Source organism: Photorhabdus sp. RM71S (genome assembly GCF_042879355.1).
GTDB classification, from domain to species: Bacteria; Pseudomonadota; Gammaproteobacteria; order Enterobacterales; family Enterobacteriaceae; genus Photorhabdus; species Photorhabdus kayaii.
In genome coordinates this window covers 1-10,484 of record NZ_JBHFKV010000086.1, presented here as the reverse complement: position 1 = coordinate 10,484, position 10,484 = coordinate 1, and the positions used below count along the sequence as shown (strand labels likewise).

Below are 10,484 nucleotides of genomic sequence, written 5' to 3'. Positions count from 1 at the left end.
TCGGTCAGTTGTGTATAGGCCATAGTGCATTTTCCTTTGGCGAGAAAGATGCCTACTATAGCAACTGACCGCCCTTCTGAAAAATTGCACTTATTAGTCGAATCTGCCTTTAATCATCATGGTATATTGTGTTTTATGTTCAAAAAACATTAATCACACTTGCTTTTTATCTTTATAAATCAGTCAGTAAATAGCCTGATGATGTAAAGATACTCTTTCGAATAATCACGCTTTTTTCAGGACGTAAATCCTGCCGAATTAACCTGTTTTATCCATTTTTTTATTACATTATTTTTATGGTCTGCTTCGTAAAATGATGGAAATAAATTACTTTAATATCAGACTGTATGAATGATATTATTTTACTTACTGATTTGTTTTTAACTCATTTATTAATGATTAATGGATTGCGATTAAATACAATTAACTATTCTACTAAAAAATTTTACTTATTGAATTTACCTTTTATATAAAAACTTGAATTTATCTGTATTCCCCACTTTTAAATAACTATGGCAGATTAAATGAATGTAAAACAGGCGAAGAAGAATATCACCGGTAGATATATTAAATGTGATAGTGAAAAAGATTTTTTTAATCACGCTATACCTTTTAAAAACGGGTGTTAATACAATGCTGGTTTTCTTAACCCTTAGTTGAATCATTACCGATAAAAAGGCGTTTACTATCGCCAAAAAAGGGAAAGGTAAGTAAAAAGAGAAAGTGAATAATGTTAAAAACATAATGTGCTTGCTCTTTTTTCCTGATTTTAAAACCATACTGACAGATAAAAAAAGATTTTCTTAACAAGATTAAAGGTATTAAAAACAGTGTTAAATCCCTCTGATAGCAGTAAAATGCCATTTCCATGCAGACTGCCAGTACAAATTTTTTCATTTAATTATTGAAGAAAACTCTGTAGTGATAGCCGAGACGCTAAAAATCAATAATCTGAAATGTACATGTTCACCATGTTCACGTTGATCACAATAATCACAAAATATAATAGTCAATAAAGATATAATAACTTATGTGTTCTATTTGTTTATATTGGTGAAAGTTGATGGAAAATATAAATTTTAAAAAACACTTTTCTTAAGAATTTTTGTTTTTTTATTGAAGAATAAAAGGCATTTAGAATATTGTTCCCCGTAACAATTTAAATATAAATTGTTTTTATTTTATACTGAAAGTATTTATATGATTTTTTTGTTTATAATATAAGGCTAAATTTATTTGACAGTTTTGTATTTGATGACTATTGTTCTTCCCTGATTTGCAGATGTTATTTCAAATATAATAATATCGTTTGTTATTATTTATTTTAAATGTAAATAGCATTTTGTGATGTTGTTCAATTTATTGTTTTTATTGGAAAGTTTTATTTCCATAAATTAATCAATATGGGTAATTATATTCGCTTGATAATAAATTGAAACTATTTCTAATGTGATAGTTTGTTATCGAATATTTGTCTTTAAATTTAGTGTAAATCTGAGAGTGATTCGTTATTTTAATTACTGATGAACACAGGGTTATTTTCTTGCAATTGATGTAAAGCAGTAAAAATATCCTCACTATAGAGGATGATAATTATTTGTCCGCGTTGTTGACAAAGTATTTAAAATAAATTGGCCGCAGGCCATATAGGAGTAAATAAGTGAAGTACGATTTTATTGTTGTTGGTTCAGGGGCAATTGCAGGTTCAATCGCCTATGAGTTGGCAAGTAGAAATCTTTCGGTTTGTCGGGTTGGAGAGACTGATCGAACTAATGCTGCTTCTAAAGCTGCCGGTGCAATGAACGGTTGTTTTGGTGAAATTACCAGTGGCTTATTAGCGAGTGAACACGGTAAGTTGAAATTGAATATGGATTGTATTTCCAGGGACCTTTGGCCGACTTGGGCGCAACGGTTAGCTGACTCTTCCGGTGATACCCGATCGCTGTTCACTGCTAAAGGCACTCACGTGATACTGAACACTGCCGGGATGGAAGAGATTGACACTATCAATTATGACGCTATCGAACAAACCCTGAACGATTATGCGGCACCTTATGAAACCGTTGATCCGCGTGAAATTGAGTGGTTAAAGCCCAACGATTTAGTGCGTCCGCTGCGTGCTTTGTACATCCCTGATGAGCATGCGCTGAACTCGCATTTATTGCTGGAAAAGCTGGATGCGGCATTTGTTGCTGAAGGTGGATGTCTTAAAGAAGAGAATGTTAAGTGTGTGCTGATTGAAGAGGGTTTAGCTACCGGTGTCGAATTGCTCAGTGGCGAACGTTTAATGGCAGATAAGGTCGTCGTGGCTGCCGGTGCACACTCGTTGGATCTGTTATCAAATATACCTTCAGTTGTTCGCCAAATTCCGCCAATCTTTGCCGGTTATGGGGTATCCATTCTGGTCAAGATGCCAAAAGGCAGAGAATTGCCGACCTCAGTCATCCGTACCCCTAACCGGGCATTTGCCTGTGGGCTGCATTGTGTACCACGTGGTGATGGTGTGCTGTATCTTGGTGCGACCAATATTCTGTCTGAAAAACCACGCAGTCAGGCACTGATTTCTGATGTGCAGTTCTTGTTGGATTGTGCGTTAGATCAGTTGGATATTAACTTACATGATGCTGAGATCCTCTCAATTCAGGTTGGTAACCGGCCAATTCCTGCTGATGGGTTCCCGCTGATTGGCGAATGTGGCGTAAATGGTCTTTGGTTGGCTACCGGGACTTACCGTGATGGCTTACATCAATCACCGTTATTAGCGGATTATGTGGCTAATGCTTTGACGGGAGTAGAAAATAGACTCATTAATCTTGATGATTTCAATCCCGTTCGTCCTCCGTTGGTCGGTTTCTCCCGTGAAGTGATGGCTAAAGAAACTACCCAACAAATGTTTGCTACCGGCTATGAATATCGTTGGGATATCAAACCTTACTGGCTGCCACTGCTGAATGAAGGGATGATGCGCAATTATCAGAATTTAATTGAGTCTCTTCACCCTCAATTCACTCCACCGCCAGAGCTGGTCGCCTTCTCTCATATTTATGAATCCATGCGTGAACGGTTACGTAGTTATTATGAGGCATGGTCATGAGTTTTTCGCTGAAAGATCAAGTTGTCATTGATAAAGCCAGAGAGTTACTGTCAGAGGCCGGCGTTTGGGATGTGGAAACTGATCTCACGAGCTTAGTTGACCGTTATCTGGAAAGGCGTTGTAAAGATCGCGCCCGTGATGAATTTATGCTTGCGGTTCATGAACGCTGTAACCGGATCCCTCTTGGGCATATTGTCGGTACTGTGGATTTTGATGGATTGCCTCTGACGGTGGGGACCGGGGTATTTATCCCGCGTCCTCATAGTCAAGTTATTCATAAATGGCTGGAGAATGAATATCAAACACCTCCGGGGGCAGTGGTTCTGGACTTATGCTCCGGTAGTGGCGCCATCGGTTTAGCTATTGCTAAACGTCGCCCGGATTTAAAGGTCACTTGTGTCGAATATGATGATGTGGCTTTTCAATACCTGACGCGAAATATCTATCGGTTGGCGAATTGGGCGATTAAAGCCGATGGATTAAAAGCAGATTTACGGGATTGGCAAGCATTTTCTCAATTTAACAGATCGGTGGCGTTGATTGTGGCTAATCCACCTTATGTGCCGGAACAGCAGGAAATATTGCCGGAATGGGAGGAGCATCATCCTTATGCGTCGGTGTATTCGGGGGATGATGGGCTTGACTTAACGCGGTTGATTATCAAACAAGCTAAACAGCTACTGCAATCAGAGGGTTGGTTAGTTATTGAACATGGTGAAAGCCAGGGAGAGAGTGTCAGAACATTATTTTTAGAGTCTGGCTTCTCTTTGGTACGAACCATTATCGATGAAGATATTTCTGATACAACAGGCAGTTCGGTAATCACTGTTGGTTGTAAGCTCATTTGAACTTAGACAGTTGGAGTCTAGATAATGGATGTAAAACATAAGCAGGACTGGATGACAATTCGCCGGTCACGGACAACCGGCGCCTTAGCGCAAGCTATCGACGAAGGTTTGACCAGTTTCACTGTAGTTGAACGTCAAGGTAAGCAAATTACTACAGAGGAAGGAAAAGTCTTTACTGAATTTGTTTCCTGCTCTTATTTGGGATTAGAACATCATCCTGCCTTAATTGAAGCGGCAAATCAGGCTATGTCCCGCACAGGGATACATTTGTCATCGTCCCGTGGTGCGATGCGCCCACAATATTTGGGGCAATTGGAGAAACTGCTGGAAGAGATTTATCAGGGTGGTGCCGTTGCGGTGTTTACTTCCACCAGTAATGTTCATCTTGGTGTATTGCCGTTATTGGGGAGTGGCTCTCTACCTAACTATCCTCTTTCCCGGCCTGTACATTGGTTGATGGATAAAACTGCTCATGCTTCTATGCAGGTCTTACGCGGTATTCTTGAACAGTTCGGACCGGTATCGCGGGTTGATAGTGCTGATGCACAGTCAGTACAGCAAGCTTTGCAGAACTGTAAGGAGAATCAGCGTACACCTATTCTGTTGATTGATGGTATTGGTTCAATGAATGGTTTAATTCCGGTTGCGGAATTAACGCGACAATTGGCTGCTGCTGGAGGCTATGTCTATGTAGATGATGCTCATGGTATTTCCATTATGGGGCGTTATGGCGCGGGTTATGCCTTTGCTGCACTTGACCATATTTTGCCATCCAACCTCATACTTGCAGGTTCATTATCCAAAGCATTTGGTGGCGCCGGGGGTTTTGTGGTGGTTGCAGGTGCCGATGATGTCGAAGTGATTAGTACTTTAGCGAATCCTCTGGTTTTTGGTCATTCGATTATGGTGCCGATGTTGGCAGCTAACGTTGCCTCTGCAAGACTTCATCTCAGCCTTGAGATAGAAATCCGGCAGGAGCAGTTATGGAAAAACATTAATCTGTTTGATTCTCTGATGGAGAACAGTTTGATGAATGCGGGTGTGCAATCTCCCGTTCGCGGCGCTTTATTCGAAAATGAAGCGGAAGGGCTTGAAGCTGCTCGTTTGCTGCGTGACAATGGTATCTTATTATTCCCGGTATTTTATCCACTGGTCCCGGATGGCAATGCAATGTTGCGCTTTGCTTTCTCTAGTGAGCATAAGGCAGGTGAAATCAAGCAGCTAGCAAATACCTTATTTGAAATAAGGGAAAAAGGGCTGAATTGGGTTGAGCCACAGGCTGTAGTTCCACAGGTATAAATCACCAGCTTACCGATAAAGAAGATAATTGAAATAAATCAGTGACGAAGATCAAATATATGACTCAAGCAATAATAAATAAACAGGACATATTACAACCTTACAGGGAATCTCTGGATGTTATTAATATGCAGATTCTGGCTCTTCTTTCTGAACGTATGAAAGTCTGCATGAAAATCGCTGAGGTAAAAGCGGAACAGGATATTCCGATGATGCAGCTACAACGTATTACCTCGTTACTGGATATGTTGCGGGATAAATCAACAGATTTTGGGTTACGGCCTGAATATACTGAATCAATATTCCAACTGGTTATCGAAGAGGCTTGCCGTCGAGAAGAAGAGCTGATTGACCAGTTGTTACACGAGAAAGTAAAAAATAATGAAAATACTGCTCATTGATAATTATGATTCCTTTACGCAAAACATTGCTCAATATCTGTATGAAGTGACGGGCAGTGTGCCGTCCGTAGTCACTAATTCTTTGACTTATAAAGAGTTAATGATAGACGAATATGATGCGGTAGTCCTTTCTCCAGGGCCAGGACATCCGGCTGAAAGCAGTGATTTTGGGGTCTGTGCTGAAGTTATTGCACGTGCCAAAGTGCCACTGTTGGGTATTTGTCTCGGTCATCAGGGTATTAGCCTGGCATTTGGCGGCTGTGTAGAACATGCCCCCAATCCGGTACATGGCTATCGCAGTCGCATCAGGAACACCGGAGAAGGATTATTCCTCGGTTTGCCTGAACAGTTTGAAGTGGTCAGATATCACTCGTTGGTATGTACCCGGTTGCCTGACAGTCTAAAATGTACTGCCTGGACTGATGATGGCTTAATCATGGCAATTGAGCACACCGAAAGGCCGATCTGGGGGGTTCAATTTCATCCTGAATCGATTGATTCTGAATATGGGCGTGAGCTACTTAGTAATTTCGTGCGGATAGCGGAGACGTATAAAGAGAATAACGAACAGGAAGTTACCGCTCAGAATATATGTACTGATGTCAATGAGGCCTATCTTGCAGTAGGTGGAAGACAATATCTCAACCTGAATTATCGTGAGTGTAAGGAGATAGTCGATCCTGAATCCTTGTTCATTCAACGCTATGGCAATGATACACATGCTTTCTGGCTTGATAGTGAAAATTCTGATAGACCCAATGCCCGCTTCTCAATTATTGGAAGCGGTAATGAACAGGGCGCTATCAGGCTTGAATACTGTGTACAGACGGAGAGTTTGCGTTTAACCGGTCCTGATGGCGAGAGGATTGTTCAGGGAGATTTTTTCTCACTGATGTCTGAGTTGCTTGATATGGTGGAAATTTTGACACCAAAATCGATGCCATTTGTATTTAAAGGCGGATTTGTCGGTTATTTAGGATATGAATTAAAGGCGCTGACAATTGGCAGCAACAAATACCGTTCAAAACATCCTGATGCCAGCTTAATATTTACTCCGCATTTTTTTGTATTCGATCATCAGCAAAATAAACTTTATGAATGTTTTATCACACCGATAGGGCAGCCACATAATTGGTCACCGGAACTTTTAGTTACCATTGCAAAAAATACCGGTGAAGTGATACCTGATTTTATTCCCGGTGCTATCGATCAGAATAAAATTTGTCTGGAATATGGAGCTGAGAAGTATATGGATGGAATCCGTAAATCACTCCAATACATCACAGATGGTGAGTCCTATGAAATCTGTCTGACGAATAGGGCAAAGATGACTTATTCAGGGCATCCATTGGACGCTTATCGACGTATGCGTCATGCCAGCCCTGTACCTTATGGCGCTTATTTAGCCTGTGGGGATTTTTCTGTACTCAGCGCATCACCAGAAACGTTTTTACGTATTGATGAGGCCAGAAATATTGAATCCAGGCCGATTAAGGGGACCCGGCCACGAGGAAAAACGGTAGCAGATGATCAGTGTTTGCGGCTGGAATTGAGTCAGTCCACTAAGGACAGAGCAGAAAATCTGATGATAGTGGACTTGGTGCGTCATGATCTTAATCAGGTATGTCGTCCAGGCAGTGTGCATGTACCTGAATTATTTAAAGTTGAGAGTTTCTCTTCTGTACATCAATTGGTTTCGACCATACGCGGTGAGTTATGTGAAGAAACGTCATCGATGGAGGCTATCCGGGCATGTTTTCCTGGAGGATCAATGACCGGAGCGCCGAAGAAGCGCACGATGGAGATTATTGACACGTTGGAGTCATCGGCACGCGGTGTTTATTCCGGCGCGCTTGGATGGTTGTCTTTCAGTGGTGAAGTGGAATTGAGCATTGTGATACGTACAGCTGTGTTACATCAAGAGTGTGCTGAATTTGGCATTGGGGGTGCAATTGTTGCTCACTCTGATCCTTATGGCGAATTTGAAGAGACATTGGTCAAAGCTAGTGTGCCCTATTTCAGTTTTAGTCATATGGCGGAGGAAATGTGTGAGTAACCATAAAGTGGTCATTCTTGGTGGGCAAGGTGCTATTGGTTCTTTATTAGAGCGCCTTTTTACTCGCTGTGGTCACATTGTATACAGTGTTGACAAACGAACGCAGGGAGTGCGTTCTCATCACTATCATTCTTATTACTACCAGATTGATATCTTAAATCCGGCTGCTGATGCTGGAGCGGTTTTTAGTGGGGCAAAGGCGGTAGTCTTTGCCTTACCGGAAGCCGTTGCCATACAAGCGTTGCCTTGGGTATTGTCTGCTATTGGTGATGATGTACAGATCGTGTCAACCTGTTCAGTTCAGGCCCCTTTCTATTCTGCATTAAGAGCTGCCGCCCCCGGGCAGCCCTTCATTGGTGTTAACCCGATGTTCTCGCCATCTTTGCCGGAACAAAAAAGGCCAGTTGCAGTCATTCTCGATAACTGTCATGTTAGTGAACATTGGATTGAGCGGGTATTGATGCAGGCTGATATGCGTATCAGTAGGATGACACCGGAGGAACACGATCGGGTTATGGCGCTTTGTCAGGCTTTGCCCCATGCCGCGATACTGATTTTTGGCTTGGTGTTGGCGAAAAGCCCGTTAGATATTCGTACCTTGGCAACTATTGCGCCACCGCCCATGCGTACAATGCTGGCGTTATTATCAAGGATCTTACGCAATCCAATAGAAGTGTACTGGGACGTTCAATATGAAAATCCGATGGCTGCTGAACCGCGTCAGGAATTGCTGCATGCCATACAACAGTTAGATTCGATAGTACAGGCTGGCGATCAAACTGAATTTGGCTATAACCTCAGAGATATTGCGCAACAACTGGGGGAACAGCTTGATATCAGTGCTGCTGATTGCCAGCATATTTTTTCAACGCTTGAATGATATAGAAAGGAGTTGAGGGGATGTCGTTAAATAGAGTTGCTGAGGCTAACGGGCGGGCAGGACTCAGAAATTGGCTGGGATTACTGATATTGATGTTACCAGTATTGCTAGTGACTGTGGACAATACGATCTTAAGTTTTGCTTTACCAAAAATAGCTGAAGCTCTGGGACCCAGTGCAAGCCAGCAATTATGGATAATTGATGCTTATTCATTGGCATTGGCTGGTTTGCTGGTATCAATGGGAAGTATTGGTGATCGTGTTGGTCATCGTTCATTACTGTTATTTGGATCTTTGGGATTCACGGTTATTTCGGTGTTCACGGCACTGTCAACTTCACCTGAACAATTGATTTTAGGGCGAGCCGTACTTGGATTTTTTGGTGCGATGCTGATGCCTTCAACTTTGGCTTTGATCAGCGTTCTTTTTGAGGATCGTGAACAGCGTCGATTGGCTGTTGCTATCTGGGCGACAACATTAACTATTGGTTCGGCCTTAGGTCCCGTAGTGGGTGGTGTTCTATTACAATTCTTCGATTGGAGTTCAATTTTTCTCTTGGCAGTACCGGTATTAGTGCCATTGTTGATCTTCGGACCGATGTTATTGCCAGAGTCCGATAAAAAACAGACGGGCATTATCGATGTGTATAGCGTTCTGTTATCGATCGTTGCTATGGTTGGTATTGTTTACGCGATTAAACACCTTGCCAGTGATGGGTTTGAAATAAGTGTAATACTTGAACTGTCGGTTGGTCTTATTGCTGGCGTGCTATTTGTTCGTCGGCAACATCGTCTGCCTGTACCGTTGATGGATATTTCCCTGTTCCGTAATGGTATGTTCACTGGTTCGATTATTGTTAACTTACTGAGTTTGGCATTGCTGGTTGGTTTTGTCTTTTTTGCCACACAGGTCTTGCAAATTGTACTCGGTATGAAACCGATTCTGGCTAGTCTGGCATTGGTTCCTGGACAAATAATGGCAATTGTTATGGGTATGGCGATAGTGCCTATTGCTCAACGGGTGCCTGCTCATTATCTGGTGCCAATTTTGCTGAGTGTTGCAGGTATTGCATTTCTTCTGGTAGCGAGTATCGGCAGTGATTTAGTCACTCTGATTGTTGCTTTCGCATTATTAGATATTAGTGTGGGAGCAATTGCTTCGGTGTCTAATGATTTGGTGCTTTCATCAGTACCCTCCTCTAAAGCAGGAGCGGCATCATCAATAAGCGAAACGGCTTATGAAGTGGGTGTTGTACTTGGCACGACTATTCTGGGGGGATTGGTCACGGCTTTCTATCGTATAACATTGCAATTACCAAATGAGATCTCTCAGGAACAGACGGGATTAGCTTTAGAGACTTTAGCGGGAGCTTACGTTGTAGCGAATTCATTAGCTGAATCAGAGGGGCAGAAGCTGATGACAGCGGCGGCGGAATCATTCACCAGCGCTATTCATATGATGAGCTGGATGACAGTGGTATTGACCGCAGGAGTGGTATTGCTCGCTTGGCGTTTGCTGAAAGCTCCGCAGAAAGAACAGGTGCTTGAGTATTGATAGTTTTATGTGCAGCCATTGAAAATGGCTGCACTGCATCGTGATAATTATTGATCTAGTTCTATTGTTTGATTCAGTTATTTTGATTTATACCCGTCATCTTTCAAGCTGCCTCTTTGTTGGCTGCACTCACTCACCCCGGTCACATCGTTATCTACGCTCCCGGGGATTCATTCCCTTGCCGTCGCGATGCAACTTGAAATCCATAGGGTATATTGCCTATTTCATTAGGGGTTTTTTATTTAACCTGAGATTTGCTTAAGAAGGGAACTAAGTGCCTGAGGCACGATCAAAGTTTTTGTCAAAGAAAACAAAATCGTGGAGCTCCTCAGGCATGTCTAATTTAGAAGAAC

Annotated in this window: 7 protein-coding genes; all 7 read left to right on the top strand. The window is 42.1% G+C overall.

What is annotated here, in order from left to right; all coding sequences use genetic code 11:
• Positions 1–1,660: 1,660 nt before the first annotated feature.
• The 7 genes from ACGF5R_RS22895 to ACGF5R_RS22865 are packed head-to-tail and all read left to right on the top strand — an operon-like array spanning position 1,661 to position 10,131.
• On the top strand, positions 1,661–3,094 hold the full coding sequence (locus tag ACGF5R_RS22895; protein WP_112876734.1) for an FAD-binding oxidoreductase: 1,434 nt from the start codon (positions 1,661–1,663) through the stop codon (positions 3,092–3,094).
• A complete protein-coding gene (locus tag ACGF5R_RS22890) occupies positions 3,091–3,942 on the top strand; it encodes a HemK/PrmC family methyltransferase (RefSeq protein WP_112876733.1) in 852 nt (283 codons plus the stop codon). Before ACGF5R_RS22895 ends, ACGF5R_RS22890 begins: the two co-directional genes overlap by 4 nt.
• A 24-nt stretch (positions 3,943–3,966) precedes the next feature.
• Positions 3,967–5,241: an aminotransferase class I/II-fold pyridoxal phosphate-dependent enzyme gene (locus ACGF5R_RS22885; RefSeq protein ID WP_112876732.1), complete on the top strand. Its 1,275-nt coding sequence runs from the start codon at positions 3,967–3,969 to the stop codon at positions 5,239–5,241.
• 59 nt (positions 5,242–5,300) lie between these two features.
• Positions 5,301–5,642: a chorismate mutase gene (locus tag ACGF5R_RS22880; RefSeq protein ID WP_240000699.1), complete on the top strand. Its 342-nt coding sequence runs from the start codon at positions 5,301–5,303 to the stop codon at positions 5,640–5,642.
• Positions 5,623–7,698, top strand: coding sequence for an aminodeoxychorismate synthase component I (gene pabB, locus ACGF5R_RS22875; RefSeq protein WP_262980195.1), 2,076 nt, complete (start codon positions 5,623–5,625; stop codon positions 7,696–7,698). Before ACGF5R_RS22880 ends, pabB begins: the two co-directional genes overlap by 20 nt.
• Positions 7,691–8,578: a prephenate dehydrogenase dimerization domain-containing protein gene (locus ACGF5R_RS22870; RefSeq protein ID WP_262980194.1), complete on the top strand. Its 888-nt coding sequence runs from the start codon at positions 7,691–7,693 to the stop codon at positions 8,576–8,578. The genes pabB and ACGF5R_RS22870 overlap by 8 nt, the downstream gene beginning before the upstream one ends.
• Positions 8,579–8,598: 20 nt before the next feature.
• Positions 8,599–10,131 (top strand): MFS transporter, encoded by a 1,533-nt coding sequence (locus tag ACGF5R_RS22865; protein ID WP_112876728.1) that lies wholly within the window; start codon positions 8,599–8,601, stop codon positions 10,129–10,131.
• Positions 10,132–10,484: the final 353 nt, after the last annotated feature.

Bases quoted from the DNA above. Each gene is read 5' to 3' on its own strand.
- ACGF5R_RS22890 (WP_112876733.1), top strand. From the start codon at position 3,091: ATGAGTTTTTCGCTGAAAGATCAAGTTGTCATTGATAAAGCCAGAGAG.
- ACGF5R_RS22885 (WP_112876732.1), top strand. From the start codon at position 3,967: ATGGATGTAAAACATAAGCAGGACTGGATGACAATTCGCCGGTCACGG.
- ACGF5R_RS22880 (WP_240000699.1), top strand. From the start codon at position 5,301: ATGACTCAAGCAATAATAAATAAACAGGACATATTACAACCTTACAGG.
- pabB (WP_262980195.1), top strand. From the start codon at position 5,623: ATGAAAATACTGCTCATTGATAATTATGATTCCTTTACGCAAAACATT.
- ACGF5R_RS22865 (WP_112876728.1), top strand. From the start codon at position 8,599: ATGTCGTTAAATAGAGTTGCTGAGGCTAACGGGCGGGCAGGACTCAGA.